The sequence below is a fragment of the Streptomyces sp. NBC_01268 genome, assembly GCF_036240795.1.
GTDB lineage: Bacteria > Actinomycetota > Actinomycetes > Streptomycetales > Streptomycetaceae > Streptomyces.
In genome coordinates, this window is the sequence record NZ_CP108454.1 from 8,352,123 (window position 1) to 8,376,706 (window position 24,584).

Annotated in this window: 20 protein-coding genes and 1 pseudogene; 12 read left to right on the forward strand and 9 right to left on the reverse strand. The window is 72.0% G+C overall.

Annotated elements, in window-relative coordinates; translation table 11 throughout:
• Positions 1-69: 69 nt before the first annotated feature.
• On the reverse strand, positions 70-1,497 hold the full coding sequence (locus tag OG309_RS37315) for an MBL fold metallo-hydrolase (protein ID WP_329427913.1): 1,428 nt from the start codon (positions 1,495-1,497) through the stop codon (positions 70-72).
• A gap of 200 nt (positions 1,498-1,697) precedes the next feature.
• On the opposite strand from OG309_RS37315, the gene OG309_RS37320 reads away from it, so the two are divergent.
• The 3 genes from OG309_RS37320 to OG309_RS37330 are packed head-to-tail and all read left to right on the forward strand — an operon-like array spanning position 1,698 to position 5,937.
• Positions 1,698-2,777, forward strand: coding sequence for a zinc-dependent alcohol dehydrogenase family protein (locus OG309_RS37320; RefSeq protein ID WP_329427915.1), 1,080 nt, complete (start codon positions 1,698-1,700; stop codon positions 2,775-2,777).
• A complete protein-coding gene (locus tag OG309_RS37325) occupies positions 2,777-3,550 on the forward strand; it encodes an HAD family hydrolase (protein WP_329427916.1) in 774 nt (257 codons plus the stop codon). The genes OG309_RS37320 and OG309_RS37325 overlap by 1 nt, the downstream gene beginning before the upstream one ends.
• On the forward strand, positions 3,547-5,937 hold the full coding sequence (locus OG309_RS37330; RefSeq protein WP_329427918.1) for a glycoside hydrolase family 65 protein: 2,391 nt from the start codon (positions 3,547-3,549) through the stop codon (positions 5,935-5,937). Before OG309_RS37325 ends, OG309_RS37330 begins: the two co-directional genes overlap by 4 nt.
• 9 nt (positions 5,938-5,946) lie before the next feature.
• Here OG309_RS37330 and OG309_RS37335 read toward each other — a convergent pair whose 3' ends face one another.
• Positions 5,947-6,936, reverse strand: a complete 990-nt coding sequence (locus tag OG309_RS37335) for an Acg family FMN-binding oxidoreductase (protein ID WP_329427919.1) — start codon at positions 6,934-6,936, stop codon at positions 5,947-5,949.
• Positions 6,937-6,958: 22 nt separating this feature from the next.
• Positions 6,959-7,582 carry a CBS domain-containing protein gene (locus tag OG309_RS37340; RefSeq protein WP_329427921.1) on the reverse strand — a complete coding sequence of 208 codons (624 nt, stop codon included), beginning with the start codon at positions 7,580-7,582 and terminating at the stop codon, positions 6,959-6,961.
• Positions 7,583-7,828: 246 nt separating this feature from the next.
• On the opposite strand from OG309_RS37340, the gene OG309_RS37345 reads away from it, so the two are divergent.
• Genes OG309_RS37345 through OG309_RS37360 form a run of 4 tightly spaced genes read left to right on the forward strand, consistent with a single transcriptional unit; the run spans position 7,829 to position 14,002 of the window.
• The gene (locus tag OG309_RS37345) at positions 7,829-8,731 is read left to right on the forward strand and encodes a universal stress protein (RefSeq protein WP_329427923.1); all 903 of its coding nucleotides are present in this window, start codon (positions 7,829-7,831) and stop codon (positions 8,729-8,731) included.
• Positions 8,728-9,588, forward strand: a complete 861-nt coding sequence (locus OG309_RS37350; protein ID WP_329427924.1) for a universal stress protein — start codon at positions 8,728-8,730, stop codon at positions 9,586-9,588. The genes OG309_RS37345 and OG309_RS37350 overlap by 4 nt, the downstream gene beginning before the upstream one ends.
• Before the next feature lie 7 nt (positions 9,589-9,595).
• The gene (locus OG309_RS37355) at positions 9,596-12,217 is read left to right on the forward strand and encodes a cation-translocating P-type ATPase (RefSeq protein WP_329427925.1); all 2,622 of its coding nucleotides are present in this window, start codon (positions 9,596-9,598) and stop codon (positions 12,215-12,217) included.
• A gap of 33 nt (positions 12,218-12,250) precedes the next feature.
• Positions 12,251-14,002, forward strand: coding sequence for a sensor histidine kinase (locus OG309_RS37360; protein WP_402545783.1), 1,752 nt, complete (start codon positions 12,251-12,253; stop codon positions 14,000-14,002).
• A 6-nt stretch (positions 14,003-14,008) separates the two neighbouring features.
• Here OG309_RS37360 and OG309_RS37365 read toward each other — a convergent pair whose 3' ends face one another.
• The 5 genes and pseudogenes from OG309_RS37365 to OG309_RS37385 all read right to left on the reverse strand — a co-directional run bounded on the left by OG309_RS37365 (position 14,009) and on the right by OG309_RS37385 (position 17,511).
• Complete coding sequence (locus tag OG309_RS37365; RefSeq protein WP_329427926.1) at positions 14,009-14,695, reverse strand: response regulator transcription factor; 687 nt, start codon at positions 14,693-14,695, stop codon at positions 14,009-14,011.
• 51 nt (positions 14,696-14,746) lie between these two features.
• The gene (locus tag OG309_RS37370) at positions 14,747-15,385 is read right to left on the reverse strand and encodes a CBS domain-containing protein (protein WP_329427928.1); all 639 of its coding nucleotides are present in this window, start codon (positions 15,383-15,385) and stop codon (positions 14,747-14,749) included.
• Between the two features lie 27 nt (positions 15,386-15,412).
• Positions 15,413-15,871 carry a Crp/Fnr family transcriptional regulator gene (locus tag OG309_RS37375; protein ID WP_329427930.1) on the reverse strand — a complete coding sequence of 153 codons (459 nt, stop codon included), beginning with the start codon at positions 15,869-15,871 and terminating at the stop codon, positions 15,413-15,415.
• Between the two features lie 244 nt (positions 15,872-16,115).
• Positions 16,116-16,900 (reverse strand): annotated as a pseudogene (locus tag OG309_RS37380) (IS5 family transposase); the annotation flags it as partial.
• Positions 16,897-17,511 (reverse strand): hypothetical protein, encoded by a 615-nt coding sequence (locus OG309_RS37385; protein ID WP_329427931.1) that lies wholly within the window; start codon positions 17,509-17,511, stop codon positions 16,897-16,899. The pseudogene OG309_RS37380 and the gene OG309_RS37385, both read right to left, overlap by 4 nt.
• 304 nt (positions 17,512-17,815) lie before the next feature.
• Between OG309_RS37385 and OG309_RS37390 the strand changes: the two genes are divergently transcribed.
• The 5 genes from OG309_RS37390 (at position 17,816) to OG309_RS37410 (ending at position 23,671) form a co-directional block, all read left to right on the forward strand.
• A complete protein-coding gene (locus OG309_RS37390; RefSeq protein WP_329427933.1) occupies positions 17,816-18,985 on the forward strand; it encodes a twin-arginine translocation signal domain-containing protein in 1,170 nt (389 codons plus the stop codon).
• Positions 18,986-19,375: 390 nt separating this feature from the next.
• Complete coding sequence (locus OG309_RS37395; RefSeq protein ID WP_329427935.1) at positions 19,376-20,131, forward strand: (5-formylfuran-3-yl)methyl phosphate synthase; 756 nt, start codon at positions 19,376-19,378, stop codon at positions 20,129-20,131.
• Positions 20,132-20,196: 65 nt separating this feature from the next.
• The gene (locus OG309_RS37400; RefSeq protein ID WP_329427937.1) at positions 20,197-21,552 is read left to right on the forward strand and encodes an aldehyde dehydrogenase family protein; all 1,356 of its coding nucleotides are present in this window, start codon (positions 20,197-20,199) and stop codon (positions 21,550-21,552) included.
• Positions 21,549-22,655, forward strand: coding sequence for an NAD(P)-dependent alcohol dehydrogenase (locus tag OG309_RS37405; protein ID WP_329427940.1), 1,107 nt, complete (start codon positions 21,549-21,551; stop codon positions 22,653-22,655). Before OG309_RS37400 ends, OG309_RS37405 begins: the two co-directional genes overlap by 4 nt.
• A gap of 110 nt (positions 22,656-22,765) precedes the next feature.
• Entirely contained in the window at positions 22,766-23,671 is a 906-nt protein-coding gene (locus OG309_RS37410) for a class I SAM-dependent methyltransferase (protein WP_329427941.1), read from the forward strand.
• Between the two features lie 114 nt (positions 23,672-23,785).
• On the opposite strand, the gene OG309_RS37415 is transcribed toward OG309_RS37410, so the two are convergent.
• Positions 23,786-24,319: an EF-hand domain-containing protein gene (locus tag OG309_RS37415; RefSeq protein WP_329427942.1), complete on the reverse strand. Its 534-nt coding sequence runs from the start codon at positions 24,317-24,319 to the stop codon at positions 23,786-23,788.
• Positions 24,320-24,584 lie beyond the last annotated feature (265 nt).

Below are 24,584 nucleotides of genomic sequence, written 5' to 3' on the forward strand. Positions count from 1 at the left end.
CCTTCCCTGAGGGATCGGCGGGCGGGCGCCGGGGCCGGGCAGGTCACAGCCTGGACCGTCGGGCCCCGGTCAGCGGACCAGGACGGCCTCCCCGGAGCGGGGTACGACGGCTGTCCAGCCGAGTTCGCGGTCGATGCGATCGCGGAGCGCCTCGGAGGCGGTCGGCTCGCCGTGGACGAGGTAGGTGGTGTGCGGGGGAGGTGCGCCGCGCAGCCAGTCCACGGTCTGTCCCGCGTCGGCGTGGGCCGAGAAGTGGGGCACGTCGGCGACCTCGGCTCGTACGGGCACGTACTCGCCGAACATCTTGAGCGTCCGGACCCCGTCCACGAGGTCCCGGGCCCGGGTGCCGGCGGCGGCGAAGCCGACCACGACCACGGCGTTGCGCGGGTCGGGCAGCAGCCGGCGGAGGTGGTGCAGGACCCGGCCGCCGGTGGCCATGCCGGCCGAGGAGACGATCACGGAGGGCCCGGTCGTGCTGTTGATGTCGATGGACTCCTGCACGGTGCGCGCCGCGAGGAACGGTTCCGGGCTCAGCGCGCCCTCTCCCTGTGCGAGGATCTCGGGCCGCAGCTCGGCGGAGCGCTCGCGTACGGCGTCCTGGTAGACGTCCAGCGCCGCGAGGGCCATGGGGCTGTCCACGTACACGGGTACCGAGCGGGGCAGGACGCCCGTGTCGCGCAGGCGGCCCAGTTCGTGCAGGACGATCTCGGTCCGGTCGATCGCGAAGGCCGGGATGACGACGGTGCCGTTCCGCGCGAGGGTGCGGGTGATGACGGAGGCGAACTCCGACCGGGCGGACTCCTGGTCATGGTGCCGGTCGCCGTAGGTGGACTCCATGAGGAGCACGTCTGCACCCGTGAACGGCTCCGGCGGCAGCAGCAGCGGGTGACCTGGGCGGCCCAGGTCACCGGAGGTGGCCAGGGTGTGGCCGTCCTCCAGCGTGAGGTGGGCCCATGCCGAGCCGAGGATGTGTCCGCCGTGGTGGAGTGTGAGCCGGGTGCCGGCCATGATCTCCACGTCCTCGCCGACGGCCACGGGGTCGAAGAACGCCAGGGTCTTCTCGACGTCCGAGTCGTCGTAGAGCGGCTTGGCCGGACGGTGCTTGGACCAGCCGTGTGCGTCGGCGTGCCGGGCGGCCTCCATCTGGAGCCGCGCGCTGTCGCGCAGCACGATCCCGGCGAGCCGGGCGGTGTGGGCGCTGGTCAGGATCGGACCCCGGAACCCCTGCCGCACCAGGCGGGGAAGATAGCCGCAGTGGTCCAGGTGGGCATGGGTGACGACTACGGCGTCCACGTCCGCGGCGTCGCGGGCGAACCGCTCCCAGTTGCGGTGCCGCAGCTTCGCGAAACCCTGGAAGAGACCGCAGTCGAGGAGGATCCGCGCATGGTCGCTCTCGACCAGGAACTTGCTGCCGGTGACCGTTCCCACGCCACCCAGGAAACTCAGCAGGGCCGGCCGCGGGGGCGTGGGAGCGGGATTCGGGGCTGCCTCGGACATGGCCGTCCCTCCTTCGGAACGTGTACCGGTCTCCACCCTCGCATCCTGACCCGGCACGCCCCGAGAGTCCGTACGGGCACATCGGGGGACCGACCGGCCCATGCGTCGCCCGGGTACCGGACGCAGCCTGGTGGACGAGGACCACAGCGACGTGCAAGACGAGGACCGCAGCGACGTGCAACAGGAAGGTGGTGGGCGCCATGAAGGCACTCGTCTTCCACGAGCCGGGGCGTATCGCCTGGCAGGACGTACCCGACCCGGTCGTCGAGGATCCCGCGGACGCGATCGTCCGGGTCGACGCCGTCACCATCTGCGGCACGGACCTGCACATCCTGAAGGGGGACGTCCCGGAGGTGACGCCCGGACGGGTCCTCGGACACGAGGCGGTCGGCACGGTGGTGGAGACCGGAGGCGACGTCCGCACGGTACGACCGGGCGACCGCGTCCTGGTCTCCTGCGTCACGGCCTGCGGAAGGTGCCGCTTCTGCCGTGAGAGCCGTTACGGACAGTGCCGGGGCGGAGGCGGCTGGATCCTCGGCCACACCGTCGACGGCACCCAGGCCGAGTACGTCCGGGTGCCCTTCGCCGACCTGTCGGTCCACCCGCTGCCGGAGGCGATCGATGACTTCGACGCCGTCCTGCTCGCCGACATCTTCCCCACCGCGTACGAGGTCGGGGTCCTGAACGGCGCGGTGCACCCCGCCGACACGGTGGTCGTGGTCGGCGCCGGCCCCATCGGCCTCGCCGCCGTCATCACGGCGGGCCTCTACAGTCCCGGCCGCATCGTCGCCGTCGACCTTGCCGAGTCCCGGCTGAGCGCCGCCCGCGCCCTCGGCGCGGACGCCACCGTGAACGCCGGGGAAGGCCCCGAGCAGCTCGTCGCGGATCTGACCGACGGCCTCGGCGCCGACGTCGTCATGGAGGCCGTCGGTGTCCCGGAGGCGTTCGAGATGTGCACACGCATGGTCCGACCAGGCGGCAGGGTGGCCAACATCGGAGTCCACGGCAAGCCCGCGACCCTTCATCTCGAAGACCTGTGGATCAAGGACGTCACGATCACGACGGGCCTCGTGGACACCTCGTCCACACCCATGCTGCTGCGCATGATGGCCGCAGGGCGGCTGCCGTCGGCAGCACTGCTCACCCACCGGTTCGAGCTGGGGGAGATGGAGGAGGCGTACGACGTCTTCGGCCGCGCGGCCGAGACCGGCGCCATCAAGGTCGCGCTGGGCGGCCCGCAGCACACGGTCGTGAGCCTCCCCGACACATCGGCGGCTTGATGAACGGCCGAGGCCCGGACTCTCGGCCCCCGGAGAGCGTCGTCCTCGACACCGACGGTGTACTGCTCGACTCCGCCGTCGTGCACGCGGCGGCGTGGAAGATCGCCTTCGACGCCTGCCTCGACCGCCTGGCGCCCGACGACGGAACACAGCCTCCCTTCGACGCGGACGCCGAATACCGCCGACTGGTCGACGGTAGGTCCCGGTACGACGGCGCCGCGGCCTTCCTCACCGCCCGCGGCCTTCACCTCCCACCGGGAGATTCCCACGACGCCCCCGGCCACGGCACGGTCTGGGCCGTCGCGGCACACAAGGAACGGGCGTTCGTCGATCTGCTGCGTACGAAAGGGGTCACGGCCTTCGCCGACGCAGGGCCCGCCCTCAGGGCTCTGCGCACGGCGGGCGTGCCGTGCGCAGCCGTCTCCGCCTCCCGGCACGCCCGGGCACTGATCCGTGCCGCCGGGCTCGCCGGTCTCCTCACAGTGATCGTGGACGGCGAGGACGCCGCCAGGCTCGGTCTCGCCGGCAAGCCGGACCCCGCGCTCTTCCTGCGGGCGGCCGCCCTGCTGGGCAGCCGCCCCCAGGAGACCGCGGTCGCCGAGGACGCCCTCGCCGGAGTCGAGGCCGCGCGAAGCGGCGGCTTCGGTCTTGTCGTCGGTGTCGACCGCACACCGCTGGGGCGCGCAGCAGCCCTCCTGCGGGATCAGGGTGCCGACCTGGTGGTTCCCGATCTGACCACGCTGGTCCGGAGCGTGTGGGGTGAGCGCGGATGACCACCGGCTGGACGTGGCACTACGACCGGTACGACCCGGAACGCGAGCCGCTGGTCGAAGCGCTCTGCACCCTGGGTAACGGCCGGTTCGCCACTCGGGGCTCTGCTCCCGAGTGCACTGCCGGGGGCGCGCACTACCCGGGCACCTATATGGCCGGCTGTTACGACCGGCTCACCTCGGCGGTCGCAGGGCAGCAGGTCGAGAACGAGGATCTCGTCAACCTTCCGAACTGGACGCTGCTGCGCTATCGCTGCCTGCCGGACGACGGTCCGCCGGGCGACTGGCTCACCCCCGACGCCGGCGAACTGCGCCACTACGACGTGCAGCTCGACCTGCGTGCGGGGGTTCTCACGCGACGTCTGTTCTTCGAGGACGGTCACGGGCGGGGCCTGCGCGTCAGCCACATCCGCCTCGTTCACATGGGGGATCCCGGACTGGCGGCCCAGTGCACCCTCTTCCGCGCCTACGGCTGGAGCGGTTCCGTCGAGGTGCAGTCGGCTCTCGACGGGGCCGTCACCAACGCCGGAATCGAGCGCTATCGGCACCTGGACGGGCGCCATCTCACCGACCACCGGACCGGATTCGAGGCCGACGGCGTGGCCTGGATCTCTTGCCGTACGGTCGCCCCAGGCATCCGGATCGCCATGGCCGTGCGCACGGTCACTCGCCCCGCGCGGTCAGCGCGGGAGGTCGCCACCTCGACCGGCACCGAACAGACGTACCGCCTGCCAGTCGTTCCCCGCCGCTCGGCGATGGTCGTGAAGACCCTGGCGCTGCACACATCGATGGACTGGCCCGCCGCCGACCCGCTCACGGCGGCCACTGACGTGATCGCTCGCACTCCGGCCTTCCCCCGGCTGCTCGCCGCACACAAGGCGGCCTGGAAGCGAGTCTGGGAGGCGGGCGAGCTGCATGTGCCCGGTGAGGCCGGCCGCATCCTGCGGCTGCACATGGTCCACGTGCTGCAGACGCTGTCCCCGCACACGGCGGAACTCGACGTGGGCGTGCCCGCGCGCGGACTGCACGGTGAGGCCTATCGAGGACACGTCTTCTGGGACGAGCTCTTCGTCCTGCCCTATCTCGACCTTCATTTCCCCGAGGTGGCCCGTGCCCTGCTCATGTACCGGCACAGGCGGCTGCCGGCCGCCCGTGAGGCCGCCCGCCGCGCCGGCCAGTCAGGGGCCATGTATCCCTGGCAGAGCGCGAGTTCGGGCCGCGAGGAGACCCAGGTCGTGCACCTCAATCCGCGCTCAGGACGATGGCTGGCGGACCGTTCCCGGCTTCAGCGTCACGTGGGCTCCGCTGTCGCCTTCAACATCTGGAAGTACGCGCAGGCCACCGGCGACCGAGGATTCCTCCATTCCGCCGGCGCGGAGATGCTCCTCGAGGTGGCCCGTTTCTGGGCCGGGGCCGCCACGTTCGACCCGGCGCTCGGCCGCTACCGCATCCGTGGGGTCGTGGGACCGGACGAGTACCACGACGCCTATCCCGATGCCGCGACGCCCGGGATCGACGACAACGCCTACACCAACACGACCGCCGCCTGGGTGCTCGCCCGCGGCCTCGACCTGCTCGGCGAACTGCCCGAGGCTCGCCGTTCGGAACTGGCGGAGCAACTGTCCTTGGACGACGCCGAGCTCACTCGCTGGGAGGACGTCTCGCGCCGCCTGTACGTGCCGTTCCACAGGGGCGTGGTCAGCCAGTTCGACGGGTACGGAGAGCTGGCGGAACTCGACTGGGAGGCGTACCGAGCCCGTTACGGCGACATCCGCAGACTCGACCGGATCCTGGAGGCCGAGGACGACACGGTCAACCGCTACCAGGCCTCGAAGCAGGCCGACACCCTCATGCTCGGCTACCTCTTCCGGCCCGACGAGCTGTACGGCCTGTTCGGCCGGCTCGGCTACGCGCTGGACGACGAGGTGTGGCGCGCCACCGTCTCGTACTACCTGCGGCGCACCAGCCACGGCTCGACGCTCAGCAGCCTCGTCCACGGCTGGGTCCTGGCCCGGCAGAAGGGCCCCGACGCCTGGCGGTACTGCGAGGAGGCCCTGCTCGCCGACGTGGCCGACGTCCAGGGCGGAACCACGGGGGAGGGCATCCACCTCGGTGCGATGGCGGGCACGATCGACCTTGTGGAACGCGGGATCACCGGCCTGGAAACGGGACCGGAAGGGCTCCGAGTCGCTCCGGTGCCAATGGCGGAGATTCCGCGGTTCACCTTCACCCTGTGCGTCGGCCCTCATCGAGGGGTGCGCCTGCGGGTCCTCCCCGGACGGTTGGCCATCCGGGTTCCCGCCTCGCCCGAAGGCCCGCTCTCCGTCACACTCCCCGGCGACCGGCGGGTGACCGTCGCACCCGGACAGGAGTGCTGGTTCCGTCTGTGAGGGGGCGGTTCAGTCGAAGGTGAGCACCTCGGCGACGGGCCGACGCGGCGTGGCCCGCCCCTGGGGACCGTAGCCCAAGCGGAGCACCATGTGGACGAAGGCCGCTGTCGAAGCCGGATCGCGTATGACGGAGCGGAGTTCGGACCACTCCAGGGGTTGTGACATGAGGGAGGTGGACAGACCGTCAAGGGTGGCGCGGAGCAGAACCCGGTGCAGCGCCTGGCCTGCCATCAGCCACTGCCGCGGATTGTCCTCGACCGTGCCGAGGAGGGCGATCTGCGGCCGCTTCTCGAAGCGCGCCGAAGCGCGGTCCGGGACGTGCCGGGGTGAGTCGAAGTCCCGGACCGGAGAGGTGACGTCGTACTGCCGAGGGCCGAAGGCGTACGAAGGGATGCCCTCGGTCTCGGAGTCCTCGCCGGACGCACTCGTGCGCGTCCATGCGGCGATCTCCGCGCGAACCGCCGCGTCAGCGGCCTCGAACCTTTCGGAGTCGTGGACGATCTCAAGGACGGCGTCGGTGTGCCAGTCGCCCGGCACGACCAACTGGCAGCCCTCCAGGAGGGCCGAGGCCCGCAGACCGTCGATCACCTCGGAGGGGATTCGCTCCTCGGTGAAGGGGAACCGACTGGTGTGGCGCCGCGACAGGGCGGCGTGGAGCGCGACGAGACCGCGGTCGACGTCGTCCGCACCATGGAGTTCCACGTCGGCGAAGTGCCAGCGGTCCTCGGGGCGGGGCAGCAGCCGGACCGCGGCATGCGGGCCTCTGTGCGCGGCGGCGACCCGCAGACCGAACAGGGCGGCGCCGCACCCTAGGTGGAGGGCACGGTGGTCCGGGTCCTCCACCGGCATGGCGCGCAACGGATCGCCGTGCAGCTCGATGACGCCGGTGCCCGTCTTGCAGACGAACTTCCACGGCTGTGCGTTGTGCATCGAGGGAGCCGTGACGGCGTCTTCGATCAGCGACGTCACGAGGGATCGGGTCAGAGCGGTGGTAGACACGGTTCGTCCTGTCTGCGCTGAGTCACGAAGAGATGTCGTGCGGAGTCCGGGTGGAGGACTTGAGACGCGTGTCGTTCTCGTGGAAGGACAGGCGGTCCACGACGGCGACGACGCCGTCGACGCTCTGTGCGAGTCCGACGAGCATCAGGGCCTGACTCCGCCGCCGGACGCGGCCCCCCAGCGTCACCACGCCGTCCAGGACGCGCACGTCCACCACGTCTGCGGGAAGGTCCATGGCATCCTTGAGGACGTCCTCATGGATGCGGCGCCGTATCTCCGCGTCCGGGCGGAGGTAGACACAGAGAAGATCGCGGCGGGTCACGATGCCGACCAGTCGTTCCTCCTCGTCGACCACGGGCAGGCGCTCGACTCCGCGGCGCACCATCAGCCGTGCCGCGTCCGCCACCGTCTCCTCGGCGTGGATCGTGACGGCCGGGGTGTTCATGAGCTCCCGCGCGGTCAGTTCGTCGCGGGCCAGGAGATCGCTCTCGGAGACGACTCCGACGACATGGTCATCCTCGTCCACGACGGGAACCCCGCTGATGTCGTGTTCGGCGAGCATCTTCGCCACGTCCCTGAACGACGCCGCAGGGACGGCGGAGACCACCTCGTCGGTCATCAGGCCCCCGACCTTCATGTGCTTCATCACCGCGCCTCCTGTTCGAGGGTCCGGCCGGTGTGCTGTCCCGTGACACCACCCTCCACCGCACGCTCGGGGGCGGCGAGGGCCGAATGGTCCACCCTCAGGCCCGAACGGCTCGCCGTTTCCGGCCCGAGCCCAGCCCCGCCCGTGTAGGACCTTTGGTCCCGTCGTTGGCCCCAGCGGCCCTCCGACCGCTCGGGGCCGGCTGCCAGGGTGGAAGGAGCACCCCGGAGCGCGTGAGGAGGAGCCATGGACGGAACGCCAGCCCGCCCCGCCCCCAGCCGGGTCGTCGTCGGCGTCGACGGATCACCGTCCGCACGCACGGCGGTGAGGTGGGCGGCAGCGGAGGCGGCCCTGCGGGGCAGCACTCTCTTCCTCGTCCATGGAGCCGACACGGACACACAGGCCCCGTTCCTGTCCCATGCGGAGATCGTCAGGAGTCGGCAGGAGGGAAGGGACCTGCTCGACCGGACCGCCGAGGCGATCACGGCGCGCCACCCCGAGCTGACGGTCGTCACGGAACTCACTGATGGCGGGGCCGCCGATGGGCTGCGCGGCGCCGCCGCCCTGACCGGCACGATCGTCGTCGGGCACCGGGGCCTCGGCGGGTTCCCCTCGTTGTTGCTCGGATCCGTCGGCCTTCAGGTCGCGGCCGGCGCCACCACGCCCGTGGTCGTGGTGCGCGGTGCCGCGGAGCCCGTCGAGGCCGGAGTGGTTCTCGCGGCGGTGCGCGACGAGGCCGACGTGGGATGTGCCCGCGTGGGGGCACGCGAAGCCCTGCTGCGCGAGGTGCCCCTGAGGCTCCTGCACATCCGGAGTGCCGGGCTGTCCGCCCGCTCACGGGCCGCGCTGCCCCACGGTGACGACAAGATCGCCCGCGATCACGTACGCGTGCTGTCCTCGCTCTCGGAACGGGTCCGGGAGGAGTTCCCGGGACTCACCGTGCACGCCGACGGACAGAAGGGCCGCAGCGTGCCCCGGTCCCTCGTGGACGCGTCGCACCACGCAGACCTTATGGTCGTCGGTGGCCGGCGTTCGCCCGGATACCTCGGACCCACCCTCGGCCGGACCACGCTCAGCCTGCTCCAGCACGCCCACTGCCCTGTGGAGCTCGTCCCCCGGCAAGGGCCCGGACACGGGAGCACGTCATGACCAGCACCACGGAGCGCCGTGACATCGTCGTCGGCATCGACCCGGTGAAGAACGGGCACATGGCCCTCGCCTGGGCCGCGGACGAGGCTCACCTGCGAGGCGTGGGACTGCGCCTGGTGGTCGCGGTACCCCCGCAGCACGACACCCAACACGTCGACGACACCCCTCGTCACCTGGCACAGCGGCAGGCCGGTACGGAGGCTCTGCGTACGGCACTCGCCTGGGCGCACGCCCGGCAGCCTGACATCGAAGCCACCTCCTCCCTTCTCGACGGGTTTCCGGCGGCATCCCTGGCCGCTCGGTCGAGCCAGGCCGGCCTGATCGTGCTCGGATCACGGCACCTCAGCCGCCCCGCGGAGTTCCTGAGCGCCGGCTCCCTGGTCGTACCGGTCACCGCGAAGGCGCACTGCCCGGTCGTCGTCGTGGGCGACGCGGAGCACGTCACGCAGGAGACGCCCTACCTCGTGGTCGGCGTCGACGGCAGCGAGTCCTCACGGGCCGCCCTGGCCTGGGCCTTCGAGGAGGCGGACCTCCGGCGCTGCGCACTGCGGGCCGTCGCCGTCTGGCAGCCCCCCGTCTTCACCCTGCACGGCGGCGACACGCTGTTCTCCGCCGAACGCCGCCTGCTCTCGGAGACCACCGCCGGCTGGGCGGAGAGACACCCCGACGTCCGGCTCACACACGAGGTGCGCATCGGTTCGCCCGTCGAGACGCTCGCGGACGCCGCCGAACACGCACTGGCCGTCGTCGTCGGCCGCCGGGGCCGGGGCGGGTACTCCGGGATGCGCGTCGGCTCCGTCGTCCACGGGCTGCTCCACCGCGCCCACTGCCCGGTGATCACCGTCCCCGTGGTGTGAGCGGGCCATGACCGCGTCGGCAGCGGACCGGGCACTCGCCTCGGTTCGGGACACCCTGGGGCTCACCGAGGCGGAGGCCGCCCGTCGGCTGGCCGACACCGGCCCCAACGAGGTCACCGCGAGAAGGCCCGTACGGCTCCACAGCAGGGTCCTGGCCCAACTGACCGACCCACTGATCATGGTGCTGGTCGGGGCCGTCGTACTGACCCTCGCGATCGGTGACCATCCCGACGCGATCGTCATCGGACTGGTCGTCCTCGTGAACACGATCGTCGGTGTGGCGCAGGAGATCCGGGCGGACGACGCCGTCGCCGCGCTCTCGGCCCTCACCGCCCCGCACGCGCGCGTGCGGCGAGACGGCATTGTCCGCGACCTCCCGGCAGCAGCGATCGTCCCGGGTGACGTCCTCCTGGTCGGTGAGGGCGACATCGTCGCCGCCGACGCCGCACTCGCAGAGGCCTCCGCCCTCCTGCTGGACGAGTCCATGCTCACGGGGGAGTCCGTGTCCGTGGACAAGGACCCCGGTGCGACGCTGAGCGGGGGCACGGTCGTCGTCCGCGGCCGAGGCGTGGCCGTAGTCGAGGCGACCGGGGCATCGAGCGCGCTCGGCCGCATCGCGGCTCTTCTCGACGAACGCCGCGAGCCGACTCCGCTGCAGCGGCGACTCGCCGCCCTCGGGCGCGTCCTCGCGGCCGTGACGCTCGCCCTGTGCGTCCTGGTCTTCGCCCTCGGCCTGGTGAGGGGGCTCCCGCTGGGCACGATGGCCGTCACCGCCATCAGCCTGGCCGTGGCGGCGGTCCCCGAATCCCTTCCCGCCGTCGTCACCCTGGCCCTGGCGCTCGGAGCCCGGCGCATGGCCGCCCGGCACGCCCTGGTGCGGCGGCTGCCCGCGGTGGAGACACTCGGCTCGGTGTCCGTCCTCGCCACCGACAAGACCGGCACCCTGACCGAGGGCCGCATGGTCGTCCAGCACATCTGGTCACCGCGGGTGAGCGCCGAGCTCACGGGCGTGGGGTACGAACCCGAGGGTGAGGTCCTCGTCGCCGGGAGACCGGCGGAAGCGGACGAGCTCGAACCGCTGTCGGGGCTGCTGACCGTGTCCGCCCTGTGCAACGACGCCACGCTGCGCCCGACGGACGACCGGAGGCCCGACGGCCGCTGGACGGCTCTGGGCGACCCCATGGAGGCCGCCCTGCTGGCGGCCGCTGCCAAGACGGGCTGCCCGGAGCCGGCGGAACTGTCGGTGACCCGCCCCCGGATCGGAGAAGTGCCCTTCGACAGTCTCCGCAGACGCATGACCACGCTCCACAAGACCGGCGGAGACGAGGTGCTCGTCTGCATGAAGGGCGCACCCGAAGCCGTCCTCGACCCGGCAGTCCTGCAAGATCCTCCCGACATGCTCGCGGCGGCCCATCAGGAGGCCGCGCGCCTGGCCGCCCATGGATACCGCGTGCTCGCAGTGGCCTCGGGCGTGCGGAACGACCTCCCGAGCCCGCTCACCGAGGCGGAGTCGGGGCTCGCGCTCCTCGGCCTCGTCGCGCTCAGCGACCCACCCAAACCGCACGCCGCGGCGACCCTCGCCTCCTGCCGGGCAGCCGGCATCACTCCCGTCCTCATCACCGGGGACCATCCGGCGACGGCCCGGGCGGTGGCGTCCCACGTCGCACTCCTGGGTGACGGCGCCGAGACGGAAGGCCACGTCGTCACCGGGGCGGACGTGGCCGCGGGGCGAGTCGCCGACCTCACCTCCGTGCGGGTCTTCGCCCGCACGGACCCCCAGCAGAAGCTCGACATCGTGGAGGCGTGGCGTGCCGGGGGAGCGGTGACCGCGATGACCGGCGACGGAGTCAACGACGGTCCCGCCCTGCACCGGGCCGACATCGGCGTCGCCATGGGCGCACGCGGCACGGAGGTCGCCCGGCAGGCCGCCGACCTGGTCCTGACCGACGACGAGCTCTCGACGGTCGTGGCGGCCGTCGAGGAGGGAAGGCGTGTCTACGACAACATCCGCCGCTTCCTCGTCTACGGGATGGCCGGCGGCGCGGCAGAGATCCTCGTGATGCTCATCGGCCCGCTGCTCGGGATGCCGCTGCCCCTTCGCGCCGGCCAGATCCTGTGGATCAACCTGCTCACACATGGCCTCACGGGCGTCGCCATGGGCGCCGAACCCGCGTCCCCGGGAGCGATGCACCGCCCCCCGCGCCCACCCGACCAGCACATCCTCGGCGGCGGAGCCTGGCAGAGGCTGCTCCTTCTCGCGGCCGTCGTCACGGCGGCCTCCCTCGGCGCAGGCCTCGCCGCCCAGGCACTGGACCTGGCCTGGCAGAGCGTGCTCTTCCTCGCCCTGCTCGCCGCGCAGCTCGGCGTCGCCCTGGGACTGCGCACCCGACTCCTGACCAAGGAGAACCCGTTCCTCCCTCTGTCCGTCCTCGCCTCTGCCCTTCTGGCAGCGGCAGCGCTGTACGTGCCCTTCCTGAACTCGATCCTGGAAACCGAGCCGCTCGGCTGGGCGGGCGCCGGGATCGCTCTCGCGTGCGCGCCGGCCGGATTCGTCACGGCCCGTGTCGTACGGACCGCCTTCCATACAGCGAGCCCGACAGGAAGGCGTGGTTCCTCCGGACTACGGTGAGAGTGCGCGCTTCGGGTAGAGCCCGTGCGCTCGATGCGGCCGGAGGTCTCGATGGGCCGGGAGGACAGCACGCCTGCAGGTACACGGCTGCCACGGCTGCGACTGGACGAGCTGCTCGACGAGGTCCAGGTGCGCATCGACGAGGTGCGGGGTACCAGGGACCGGCTCAACGGGTTGCTCGAGGCCGTCATGTCCGTGGGCCGTGGACTCGACCTGCCGCAGGTGCTGCGCGACATCGTGGAGTCCGCCGTCACTCTGGTGGACGCCGAGTACGGGGCCCTGGGCGTCATTGGTGACGACCGTAAGCTCTCCGAATTCCTCCCCGTCGGCATCGACGACGAACTCCGTGAGCGGATCGGCGCGCTGCCGTCCGGACACGGCATTCTCGGCGAACTGATCCGCAACCCCAAGGCGCTGCGCCTCGCCGAGCTGTCCGAGCACCCGGCCTCGTACGGCTTCCCGGCCCATCATCCGCCGATGCACACGTTCCTGGGCGTCCCCATCCGTGTCCGCGACGAGGTGTTCGGCAACCTCTACCTCACGGAGAAGCGCGGAGGAGCCGACTTCGACGCCGAGGACGAGGCCGTCGTGACGACTCTGGCCGTCGCGGCCGGCATCGCCGTCGCGAACGCCCGCCTCTACGAGGAGGGCCGCCTGCGCCAGCGCTGGCTGGCCGCCAGCTCCGACTTCACCAGTGCCCTCCTGTCCGGAGCGGAGGAGACCGAGGTCCTCGGCGGGATGCTGGAGCAGGCGGTGGACATCGCGGGCGCTGACATGGGGGTCTTCTACCTGGTCGGACCGGGCGGCGAGCTGCGTGGCTCGCTGGCCAGCGGTGAGGGAGCCGAAACGCACCGGGGCGTCGTGCTCCCGAACAGTGAGGGAACCCTGGTCGAGGCCGCCCTCGCGCAGGACGGTCTGGTCAGGGTCGCCGACGTCGAGAGCGAACCGACCATCACGATGCAGACCGAGCGGTGGAAGGGGTACGGACCGGCGGTGGCCGTCGCGGTCGGCACCAAGGAGCAACTCAGAGGGGTGCTGATCCTCGCGCGGTGTCACGGGCGGCCCGTCTTCACGACCGCCGAGGTCACCGCGCTTCCCGGATTCGCGGGCCAGGCGGCACTGGCGCTCGAACTGGCCGACCGCCGTCGTGACGCCGAACAGGTGAGCCTTCTGGAGGACCGCGACCGGATCGCCCGAGACCTCCACGATCTGGCGATCCAGCGCCTCTTCGCCACGGGGATGACGCTCCAGAGCGCCCGGCGCTTCGTCGAGCACCCGGAGGCCGTGGACCGGTTGACCCGGGCCATCGACGACCTGGACGCCACCATCAAGATCATCCGATCGACCATCTTCGGCCTCAGGGAACACGACACCCCGGGAACCGCCCCGACCCTGCGAAAGCGCCTGGTCAAGGCCGTTGATTCGGCGGCGACGACGCTCGGATTCACTCCGGCGCTGCTTATGGAGGGCCTGATCGACACCGACGTACCGACGGAAGTGGCCGAGGAGGTGCTCGCCGTCCTCGGAGAGGCCCTCACCAATGTGGCACGGCACGCCCGGGCCCGAAAGGCGGAGGTGTCGGTCGTGGCCGACGACGGCGTGCTGGCGGTGACGGTGAGTGACGACGGCGTCGGAATACCGCACGGTGGCAGCCGCAGCGGACTGCAGAACCTGTCCGAACGGGCCGAGCGGCTGGGCGGCACGCTTTCGGTCCACGCACGAGCGGCGCCGGGCAACGGCACCGTCCTCGAGTGGAGGATCCCACTCCCGACCGAGCGGGAATGAGGGCCTCTACGTCCCCTCGCGGTCGTGCTCGTGGACCTGCGCGGCGATGACGGCCGCTTGTACGCGGCGTTCCACGCCGAGTTTGCCGAGCAGCCGGGAGATGTGGTTCTTGACGGTCTTCTCCGACAGATAGAGCCGCTTGGCGATCTGCCGGTTGGTGAGACCCTCGCCGATGAGTTCGAGCACCGACCGCTCCCTGTCGGACAGCGCCGCGAGCCGCTCGTCCTCCGGCGGCTTCGCCGCCTCGGGGTCGCGCAGCGAGTGCATCAGCCGCGCGGTGGTGGCCGGATCGAGCATCGACTGCCCGGTGGCCACGGTCCGTACCGCCGCAACCAGATCCGACCCCTTGATCTGCTTCAGGACGTACCCGGCCGCCCCAGCCATGATCGCGTCGAGGAGAGCGTCCTCGTCGTCGAACGACGTCAGCATCAGGCACGCCACGTCAGGCATCCGAGACCGCAGCTCCCGGCACACGGAGATGCCGTCTCCGTCGGGCAGCCGCACGTCGAGGACCGCCACGTCCGGGCGTAGGGCGGGGCCCCTGGCCAGTGCCTGCTCCGCACTCGCCGCCTCGCCCACCACTTCCATGTCGGGTTCGTCGTCGATCAGGTCTCGAAGGCCCCGGCGGACGACCTCGTGGTCGTCGACGAGGAAGACCCGCGTGGGTGTGGCGGCTGCCTGCAGATCGGACATGGCGACCCCTGCGGTCGGTGGGTTCGTCTCCGCCCCCACAAGGATTGTCCGTCATACGGCGCCTTCGTGGGCACCGAGATCCATCCGCACGTCGACGACGCCCTCCACCGCCCGGACGGCGCGGGCGAGCAGCGGAACCAGCGACCGTTCGGCGAGCGCACCGTGAAGGGTGGCCACACCCTCCACTACGGACACCTCAAGCCCTGCCGGGGCAGCCGACTCGCCGAGGACGGAGCGGCGGATCTCCGCCTCGATCTCGCCGTCCGTACGGAGGAACACCTTGAGCAGATCGCTTCGGCTGACGACCCCCTCCAGCATCCCGATCTCGTTCACCACCGGCAGCCGCTTCACCTTCCGGGTGGCCATGATGCGTGCCGCCTCGGCGAGCGTGGCGTCCGGGTGGACGGTGACGGCGGGACTCGACATGAGTTCCCCGGCCCGCAGGGCTCCTGCCTTGGCCGCCTCGGCGAGTTCGTCCGGACGGGGCTCGTCGAGCCGGAACTCCTCCTTCGGCAGGAGATCCGCCTCCGACACGACCCCGACGACACGGCCCTCTCCCTCCAGGACGGGGACGGCGCTCACCTTCCACTGGTCCATGAGGGCGACGATCTCCTTGTAGGGCGCGTCCCGACCGATCGCGACGGCGGTGTGGGTCATGACGTCGCTGACGATGTAGTGCGAGGCAGGCATGGCGTTCTCCGGGAGGTGGACGAGGGTCTACAGGCCGCTGCCGTGCGGGGCGTACAGATCGAGCAGTCGTACTCGGGCGGAGACCAGGCGACGAGCGAGGGTCTGGCCGACGAAATGCCCGAGGGCGGAGCCGAGGGCAGGATCGGAGTCCATCATCATGCGCACAGTCAGTGCATCGAACTCGAATGCCCGCACACGCGTCATGGCCTCCGCACCGAAGTGCCAGCGATACGGAGCGAACAGCCAAGACCATCCGAGCAGCTCACCCGCGTTCACGGTGCCGATCACTGCCGGCTGTGTGCCAGGCACAGCGAAGTCCAAGGTGACCGTGCCCGTCCGGACGATCCAGAAGCGCTGGGCGGGATCGCCCTCCTCGAACAGCCGGGTGCCTTCAGGGAGGTCCACCGGGCGGGCGCACGCCATCAGCCGGTCGTGTTGGTCGGCGGACAGAGCTGTCGTGAGCCGAGGGGAAGGGAGGGAGCTCATCGGGGACCTCCTCGTCGGTGTCCGCCTCCAGTCTCTGCTCCGCATCACGGGGAGAGGGAGGGCCGGATGGCCCCTCTTCGTACCTCTCGGTCGCCTCTCCTCCTATCGACCGGCCGTTTACGTCAACGGGTTTCCGCGGAGGGCGGTCCGGGGAATTCCTCAAGGACGCTCCAGGCGGCCGGGCCATCACCGAATCCACCGCGTCGTTCGCGTCGAGGCCCCCGGCGAGGGCACCCAGTGCGAGGTCGCGGTCGGTGGCGATGCCGCGCCACTGCTTGAGACGGTTGAAGCAGCGTTCCACGACGTTGCGTCGCTTGTAGAGCTCGCGGTCGAAGGCCGGCGGGCGGCCTCCGCGGCTGGCCCGCCGGGCCCGGTTGCGGTCCTGGTCGGCCCGCTCGGGAATCATGTGCGGGATGCCGCGGCGGCGGAGCCGGGTGCGGATCGCTGTCGAGCTGTAGCCGTTGTCGACCAGGACGTGATCGGGCCGGGTGCGAGGCCGTCCCGGTCCGATCCGAGGCACCCGGATCGCTTCCATCACCGCGGTGAACCGGGTGCAGTCGTTGGTGTTGCCGCCCGTCACGACGAAGGCGAGCGGACGGCCCTGACCGTCGCAGGTCAGGTGAATCGTGCTGGTCAGCCCGCCTCTGAACCGGCCCAGGGCCGAGTCGCGGAGCCCCGTCTTCGGGCCCCGGCCGCGTGCTGGTGGGCGCGGACGAGCGTGGAGTCCACCGACACCAGCCAGTCGATGTCGCCCACCGCGTCCGCCTTCGCCTGGGCGGCCCGCAGCATCCCGTCGAACGTTCCGTCCGCCGCCCACCCGCGGAAACGCGTGTGGAGCGTGGCCCACGGACCGTAACGCCCGGGCACCTCCCGCCAGGCCGGCCCGGTCCGGAACTCCCACACGATCCCGTTCAGGACCCTGCGGTCGTCCAGCCGCTTCCGCCCCCGCAACGACACGGGCAGCAACGGCCGGACGACCTGGAGGCGCGAAGGGACGGCGCGTCGCCGTCGCCCTGTGGCGGCCCTCAGTACAGGCGGTTGACCACGTTCTTCACCGTGGTGTTCTTGAAGTGGTCGACTGGCGGGGCGCTCCAGTTGCTCTGCCACTCGATGAGCGTGACCGTGTCGCCGTCCCGGCCTACGCCGAACAGGTAGTTGTGGTAGATGCGGCTGTCCCAGAGCGCCTCTTCGCGCATGCCGAGGATGGCGGCACCCTCCTCCACGTTCACGGTTCCGTAGTCGTACGCGGTGACGATGTTGTTGGGGCCTTCGTAGCTGCGCGGGCAGTCGGCGTACGCCTGGCGGGCGCGGGCCGCGAACGTGATCGCCTCGGCCTCCGTCTCGAAGACGACGGTGTTCTGCACACCGGCCGCAGTCTCGGACGTGGCCACTTCACGACTCCACACGTTCACCTCGGGTGCCTGGCCCTCAGGCCAGAACCCGAAGCAGGCCGTCAGGTTGTTCCAGCCACGCGCGGCCGGTGCCCCGTACCAGGTCGTTCCGTCCTTCGGCATGTCGGACAGGTAGACCATGCCCGGCCGCGGTCGCCACTCCACGGCTGCCGCTTCGGTCCCCGACGCCATCGTCAACAGCGCGGTGGTGACAGCTGCCGTGAGCAGGCCGTGCAAACGCGTACGCAACGCCATGAGTTCCCCCGGTGGATGGTGCTCTTCCGGCCCGCCCCCCCACACTCTCCGGCTGGGCCGCGTATGCAGCCTGACACCCGCTCTGTCCTGCGGTGTGCCGCTGGGGGTGGAATGGCCGGCTCTCCCCGCATCCGCGGCCGGAATGCCACAGGGGCGTCGCCGCACAACCCGAGGGGCGACAACCCGATGCGCGCGGGTGCTCGGGATCGTTGTCCGTCTGCCGGGAACACCGACGCGTGCCGTCGACTTCGTGTTCCCCGCTCTTGCCCGGTGAGTGGGCCCTTACGGAAGGCGGAGAATGACCACACGCAGAAGGTTCCTCGGCGGTACCACCGCGGCCGGTGTCGTGGCGGGCCTCGCGGCCTCACCGGTGGCGGCCGAGGGCGGGAGCGGGGCACGCGCCGGTGACGCGGCCGCTCGGCGCGGTCGGGCCCGCGACGCGATCGTGGCGGTCAACAGCGGTATGCGGTCGCATTACGCCGCGCTCAAGTCGGATCTGATCGCGCAGCTCAGTCCCGTCCTCGTGGTCCAGAACGACGCCAGGGGCGGAAGGTTCACCCTCGTTCACGACGGCAGGCAGGAGTCGCTGCATCCCGTCGGGGAGGTGTTCGAACTGGCGAAGTCCGTCAGTCATGTGCCGCTCGGCGTCTTCTCGATCATCGCGCCCCACCTGAGCGAGAGGGTTCCGAACGTCCCCGGCGCGGACCGCATCGATGCGCACGACCTCGCCATGGTCGCGTTCAAGGACACCGCGACCACCGACTGGATCCCACCGCTCCGGCAGTACGCCGACACGCTGGCCGTGGCCCGGCGCCAGCTCGACCAGGCCGGCATCCCGCCGGAGATGGTGGTCTCGTGCGCGCGGGTGCTCGACGGCGCACTCTCGTTCATCGAAGTCTCCACCGCGGCCCGGTCCTTCGACATCAGGTCGTTCGAGGACTTCTCCCGCGGTGTGTACGCGGGTATCCGCACCAACATGAGGTACGCGGCCGAGGCCCAGATCGCGGGTGTGCAGGGCGTCCTGCGCAAGTGGCGGGCCCGGATCGGTGAGGAGGCGTGGATGGACCTGTACACGGTCGTGCTGTCCCAGTGGGCCACGTCCGAACTGAACCAGAACTCGATCATCATCAGGCCGTGCATGAACCCGGCGAAGGTGGCCACCCATCTGATCGACCTGCCGGCCGCCGAGCCGCTCTCGGACCCGGTCTTCGTGGCCCTGGACAACCTCGCCCGGATCGTGCAGGACAACATCGCGGCCGAGTTGGTCTTTCCTTCGGACCGGGCGGCCGCCGACGCGCTCAAGGGGCCGCAGGACCTGCTCGCCGACGAGATCCTGGAGCAGCTCGGTGCGGCGACGCCGGGCGCGGCGGCCTACTCCGCGCCTGCCGGGGCCGGGAGGGGCGGCGCCTGTCCCGTCACCCGAAGGGGCTCGGCTCCTCAGCAGGGCGGCACGGCGTACGACCTCTGAGGCCGGTGACGTCTCCGGGGCCGCGCCCGCCGGCCGCGGCGCGCGGGTCACAGGGCCGGCCGCTGCCGGTGGCGACGCCGCGGATCGTACGGGACGTCCGGGCACTGCTCGCCGACCCGGCCGTGCCGGACCGGGGGTCGAACGCCTGACCGAGGGGGTGGAGGGGGACGGACCGGGACCTACCAGGGTTGGGGCGAGCACGCCAGTACGCCCCGGTTCATCCCCGCCCGCCCGGCGCGCCACGGCGGCGACGCATGCGCCCCCTCGCGAACCCCTGCGCGCCCTTCCGGCGATCACGGGCAGCGGAAATGATGAACGCACCGCACATGAACCCTCGGTCATCCGCAGTCTGCCCCCGGGCGGGCGGACCCGCGGCGGAAGGAGCTCACGGTGTTGCTTCTCATCTCCCCGGACGGCGTCGAGGAGGCGCTCGACTGCGCCAAGGCGGCCGAGTACCTCGACATCGTCGACGTCAAGAAACCCGACGAGGGCTCGCTGGGCGCGAACTTCCCGTGGGTCATCAGGGAGATACGCGACGCCGTGCCGGCGGAGAAGCCCGTTTCCGCCACCGTCGGAGACGTGCCGTACAAGCCGGGCACGGTGGCCCAGGCGGCGCTCGGAGCGGTCGTCTCGGGGGCGACGTACATCAAGGTCGGGCTGTACGGATGCACGACGCCGGAGCAGGGCATCGACGTGATGCGGGCCGTCGTACGGGCGGTGAAGGACCACTGTCCAGCCGCGCTGGTCGTCGCCTCGGGGTACGCCGACGCCCACCGTGTGGGGTGCGTCAACCCGCTGGCGCTGCCGGACATCGCGGCCCGCTCCGGTGCCGACGCGGCGATGCTCGACACGGCGATCAAGGACGGGACGCGGCTGTTCGACCACGTACCGCCGGAGATCTGCGACGAGTTCGTGCGCAGGAGCCACGATGCCGGTCTGCTCGCCGCCTTGGCGGGCAGCGTCCGGAAGGAGGACCTGGGGCCGCTGACCCGCATGGGGACGGACATCGTGGGCGTCCGCGGAGCGGTCTGCGAAGGCGGCGACCGCAACGCCGGGCGGATCCGGCCGGACCTGGTGGCGGCCTTCCGGGCTGAGATGGACCGCCAGGCCCGGGTGTACGCCAACGGCGCCCGGGGCGCGCACTGACCTCCGGCGCGGGGGCGCCCGCGCCCGGCGGCGGCCCCGACGGCGGGAAGGCGCCGCGCTTCACCGTGGTCGATCCGGCCACCGGGGATGTCGTCGGCGAGGCCTCGGACCTGGGGCCGGATGCTCTGGACGGCGTCGTGGCACGCGCCGCGGACGCGTGGCGGGGGTGGCGCGCCGACTCCGCCGTCCGGTCCGCAGCGCTGCTCCGGGCGGCCGACGTCGTGGAGGCGGCCGGCGACCGACTCGCCCGGCTCCTCACGCGGGAGCAGGGCAAGCCGCTGGCCGAGTCGGCCGCGGAGGTCGCCCGGACCGCAGCTCGGCTGCGGTACTTCGCCGGCCTCGCCCCCCGGACCCGCAGGGTCGACGACGGGCGGCCCGTGCACAGCGAGGTGCGCTGGCGTCCGCTCGGCCCGGTCGCGGCGATCGTGCCGTGGAACTTCCCGCTCCAGCTGGCGGCGGCGAAGTTCGCGCCGGCGCTCGCGGCGGGCAACACGGTAGTCCTCAAGCCGTCCCCGTACACCCCGCTCGCCACCCTGGAGCTCGGGCGGGTCCTCGCCGGGGTGCTGCCGGAGGACGTGCTGACTGTCGTCACCGGGCGCGAGCCGCTCGGTGCCCGGCTGGCGGCCCATCCGGGCATCCGGCACGTGACGTTCACCGGCTCGGTGCCCACCGGGCGGGCCGTCGCCGCGGCGGCGGGTCCGTCGCTGGCACGGATCACGCTGGAGCTGGGCGGCAACGACGCCGCCGTGCTCCTCGACGACGTCGACGTGGAGCGGATCGCGGAGCGCCTGTTCTGGGCGGCGTTTCGCAACTGCGGTCAGGTCTGCATGGCGGTCAAGCGCGTCTACGCCCCCGCCAGGCTGCACGCGCGGGTCGTCGAGGCCCTCGCGCACTACGCGAAGAGCGTCGTCGTCGGGCCGGGACTCGACCCGGGGACCCGCATCGGTCCGCTCAACAACGGCCCGCAGCTCGCCCGGGTCGAGCGGGTCACGGAGCGGGCGCTCGCCGAGGGGGCCAGGGCGGCTGCCGGCGGGCAACGGCTGGATGGGCTGGGGCACTTCTACGCGCCCACCGTCCTCACCGACGTCCCGCCGGGGAGCGCGGTGGTGACCGAGGAGCAGTTCGGACCGGTGCTGCCGGTCTTGCCGTACCGGAGCGTGGACGAGGCCGTCGAGGCGGCCAACGGCACCGGCTTCGGGCTCGGCGGCTCCGTCTGGGGCACCGACCTCGACCGTGCCGAGGAGGTCGCGGACCGGCTCGAATGCGGCACGGTCTGGATCAACCACCACGCCGAGCTGTCCCTCGCCCAGCCCTTTGCCGGCATCAAGGACAGCGGCGTCGGCGTCGCGGGCGGCCCCTGGGGCCTGTACGGCAACCTGCGCCCGTTCGTGGTCCACCGGCCCGAGGAGGGGTGGGCATGAGGTTCCGTGCGGCGGTGCTGCGCGCGTACGAGGAGCCGTTCACCGTTGAGGAGGTCGCACTGCGCGCGGAGCCCGCGCCGGGAGAGGTGCTGGTCGCCGTCGCGGGCGCGGGGATGTGCCGCACCGACCTCGCCGTCCGGCGGTCGGCCGGCCGCAGCCCGCTGCCGGCGGTCCTCGGGCACGAGGGCGCGGGGGTGGTGGTGCGGTCCGGCGGCGGGCCCGACGCGGCGGTCGGCGTGGGCGACCACGTCGTGCTCGCCTTCGACTCCTGCGGCCGCTGCCGGAACTGCCTCGGCGCGGCACCCGCCTACTGCGACTCCTTCGCGTCGCTCAACCTCTTCGGGGGGCGCGGCGAGGAGCCGTCCCGGCTCACCGACGCGGCCGGGAAGGCGCTGGCGCCGCGCTGGTTCGGCCAGTCCTCGTTCGCCGAGTACGCGCTGGTCCCGGCGCGCAACGCCGTCCGTGTCGACCCGGCGCTGCCGATCGAGCTGCTCGGCCCGCTCGGCTGCGGCTTCCTCACCGGCGCCGGAGCCGTCCTGAACACCTTCCGTGCGGGGCCCGGCGACACCCTGGCCGTCCTTGGCGCGGGGGCGGTCGGCCTCGCCGCCGTGATGGCCGCCGCGGCGGCCGGCGTGCGGACCGTGGCCGTCGACCGGCACCCTCGGCGGCTCGACCTGGCCGAACGGTTCGGCGCGGTCCCGCTCGACTCCACGACGGCCGGGCTGACCGAGCGGATTCGCCGCCTCACCGACGGCGGTGCGCAGTACGCCCTGGACACCACCGCCTCCCCCGCGCTCATCAACCACGCGCTGCACGCCCTGCGCCCCACCGGCACCCTCGGCCTCGTCGCGCGCCTCCACGCGCCGCTCGCCCTCGAGACGGGCACGCTCGACCGGGGCCGCGGCATCCGGCACATCTGCGAGGGTGACGCCGTGCCCGCACTCCTGGTGCCCCGGCTGACCGCGCTCTGGCAGGCCGGACGCTTCCCCTTCGACCAGCTCATCCGCACCTACCCGCTGTCCGCCGTCAACGAGGCCGAACGCGACTGCGAGTCCGGCCTCGTGGTCAAGCCCGTGCTGCTACCGGAGCGAAACCCCGGGTGACCGCCCGGCCGGACGCTCCCACCCGTGGCCGGCCGCAGCACGGCAGCCCGCCACCCCGCCAGCCCGCCAGCCGGCCACCCCGCACCCCCATTCCCTGCAACGGAGGACACATGGACACCACCACGGACGCTGCGGCGGAGACGGAGGGCGTGGACGGCGGCGTGGGCCTGACCGCGCTCCTGGTCGCCACGGCGCGGGCGATCGAGACCCACCGCCACGACAGCCTCGCCCAGGATGTCTACGCCGAGCACTTCGTCCGCGCCGCCCCCGCGTGCGCGGGGTGGCCGGTCCGCGCCGAGCAGGTCGCGGGCGGGGACGGCAACCACCTGTGGGGGAGGTTCGCCCGGTATTTCGGGCTGCGGACACGGGTCCTGGACGAGTTCCTGCTGCGATCGGTCCGCGGGGACGCCCGACAGGTGGTGGTGCTGGGCGCGGGCCTGGACACGCGGGCCTTCCGGCTGGACTGGCCGTCGGACCTGGTGGTGTACGAGGTCGACAGGGCGGGCGTGCTCGCCTTCAAGGAGGGGGTGCTCCGGGACCTGTCGGCCGCCCCGCGGGTGAAGCGGGTGACCGTACCGGTCGACCTCCGCGCGGACTGGGTCGCAGCGCTCACCTCGGCCGGGTTCGACCCGGCGGTCCCGAGCGTCTGGCTGGCGGAGGGCCTGCTGTTCTACCTGCCGGGCGCCGCCGAGACGTTCCTCGTCGACTCGGTGCACCGGCTGGCCGCCGACGGCAGCGCCCTCGCCTTCGAGGCCAAGCTGGAGAAGGACCTGATGGCGTATCGCGACAGCCCGATCTACTCGGCGACGCGGGAGCAGATCGGCATCGACCTGCTGCACCTCTTCGACAAGGGGCCGCGGCCGGACTCGGCGGGCACGCTGCGGGCGCGCGGCTGGTCCGCGTCGATGCACACGCCCTTCGAGTTCAGCCGCCGGCACGGCCGCGGACCGCTGCCCGAGCCGAACGACGCACTGGAGGGGAACCGGTGGGTGTTCGCGCACAAGCCCCGGCCGTGACGGAGTGACCGCCGCCCCTGAGGGCGGTCCGGGGAGCCGAGCCGAAACGGCCGGGGCCGTTCTCCCGCACGGCAGACGTGCGGGCGGACGGCCCCGGTCGAGGCGGCGGGCCGGTCAGCCCGCCTGGACGGCGACGAGCTGGTCGCCGGGGATCCCGGCCTTGTCCGCCGCGTAGTAGTCCACGATGCCGGCCTCCCAGGTACCGACGGTGATGCGGTCATCGGCATCCGGGCCGAAGGCGTCGAAGAGGGCGTGGATGTTCTCCTTCCCGAAGCCGATCGCCGTCATCAGCGAGACGAAGAGCGGGCGCTCGATCAGCCCGTCACCGTCGGGGTCGCCGAGCGCGGACAGGGCGCGGGCGAACTCCTTGATCGTGGGGCCGAAACGGTCCGGGTCCAGCACGAACGGGCGGAACTCCTCGACCGTGATCACACCATCGTTGTTCGCGTCGAGCTCCGCGGCCAGGACCGTCCACCAGTGGCGGAACGAGGCCCGGAGCGCCTCCCTGGCCGTGGCGTCCGAGGCGGTCGCCACTTCCAGGACCCGTCCTGTCATGAGATCGAAGTCGCCGGAGTCGATGACCCCGTTTCCGTTCGCATCGAAGAGGGAGAAGACCAGCTCGACCCGCTGGGCGGCCTCAGTTCGCATGTCCGTCACCTGTCTTCAGGGGCCCGAGGGTCCCGGGCCTGGGTCAGTGCGTGCTCCTACGTAACCGCGTCGCGAGGCAGCCGTGACGGCCGTCAGCCCCGCGGTACCGGAAGGGGTGACGGGGGCCCGACCACCAGTACGGGTGCGACGGCGGGACCGCGTCCGGCCGGGAGACGCCCGAGGGCGGGGCTACGGGAGACCGGTGCGGCGCCCGCCCGCCGGGATCGGATGGGGCTGGGACGGATTCAGGCCGTCGGGCGGGACG